Origin of the sequence: Streptomyces sp. NPDC059037 (assembly GCF_042740015.1) — a bacterium.
GTDB lineage: Bacteria > Actinomycetota > Actinomycetes > Streptomycetales > Streptomycetaceae > Streptomyces.
The window spans coordinates 1-1271 of the sequence record NZ_JBHYIG010000533.1; the positions used below are offsets into that span (position 1 = coordinate 1).

Genomic DNA, 1271 nt, shown 5'->3' on the forward strand with positions numbered 1-1271 from the left:
GGCCCTGGCCTTCGCCGCCGCGCACCACGCCCACGGGCCGGTCCTCGTGTACTCGACCGAGGCTCCCGACACGGTCAAGAACGTCCAGGGGCGGCTCGGCGTCGCCGAGGCCGGTGAGCTCGTCGAGCAGACCCTGGCCCGCGTCGCCCAGGGCCTCGTCGGCCTCGGTGTCCGCCGGCTCGTCGTCGCCGGCGGCGAGACCTCGGGCGCCGTCGTCCAGGCGCTGGGGCTCGCGGGCCTGCGCATCGGACCGCAGATCGACCCCGGTGTGCCGTGGTGCGCGGCGGACCTGCCGGACGGGGGGACGCTCCACATCACGCTCAAGTCCGGCAACTTCGGTGGCCCCGACTTCTTCACCGCGTCCTTCGCCCACCTCGACCGGGAGACCCCATGAGCCAGCTCCCGAGCACTGCCACCAACGCCGTGGACGAGGCGCGCGCCGAGATCGTCCGGGTGGGCACCAGCCTGTTCGCCCGGGGGTACGTCCACGCGAGCGCCGGCAACATCAGCGCGCGGGTCGGCGACGCCCACCTGATCACGCCCACCGACGCCGCCCTCGGCTTCCTCGATCCGGAGCGCCTCGCCCTGGTCGACGCCACGGGCGAGCAGAGCGTGGGCGACCGCGCCAGCAAGACGCTCACCCTGCACCGGCGCATCTGTGCCGCCGACCCCACGGCACGGTTCGTCATCCACACCCACTCCACGCATCTCGTCGCGCTCACCCTGGCCGGCGTGTGGAGCAAGGACGACGTGCTTCCGCCCCTCACGCCGTACTACGTCATGAAGGTCGGGCACGTCCCGCTCATCCCCTACCACCGGCCCGGCGATCCCCGCGTCGCCGACCTGGTGGCCGGCCACATCGCTGATCGCGCCGCGCGGCGCACACCGATCAGGGCCGTACTGCTCGACCGTCTGGGCCCCGTGGTCTGGGGCCCGGACGCCGCGTCCGCTCTCGCCGTGCTCGAAGAACTCGAGGAAACGGCACGTCTCTGGCTCCTGACCGACCGTCGCCCCGAGCCGCTCCCCGTCCCCGCTCTCGACGAACTCAAGGCCGCGTTCAGCGCCGCTTGGTGACCGCTCTCGTATCGCTCTCTTGGTGATCGAGCACCGCCCGTCGGAGAATCCCCTGAGCCGCAGTAAGGATTCCGCATGTCCACGTCCACCGCGACGGCCGAGGCCCCCGGCCTCGCCCGCGAGAACGCCGTATTCCGCAAGGTCGTTCTCCGTATCGTCCCCTTCTTGATACTCTGTGACGACTTCTCCTACCTCGA

At 71.6% G+C, this 1271-nt stretch carries 2 protein-coding genes; both read left to right on the forward strand.

What is annotated here, in order from left to right; genetic code table 11:
* On the forward strand, positions 1-394 hold a 394-nt coding region (locus ACFWY6_RS45450), incomplete at its 5' end, for a nucleotide-binding domain containing protein (RefSeq protein ID WP_384703805.1).
* Positions 391-1074 (forward strand): aldolase, encoded by a 684-nt coding sequence (locus ACFWY6_RS45455; protein WP_384703808.1) that lies wholly within the window; start codon positions 391-393, stop codon positions 1072-1074. The genes ACFWY6_RS45450 and ACFWY6_RS45455, both read left to right, overlap by 4 nt.
* Positions 1075-1271 lie beyond the last annotated feature (197 nt).

Bases quoted from the DNA above. Each gene is read 5' to 3' on its own strand.
- ACFWY6_RS45455 (WP_384703808.1), top strand. From the start codon at position 391: ATGAGCCAGCTCCCGAGCACTGCCACCAACGCCGTGGACGAGGCGCGC.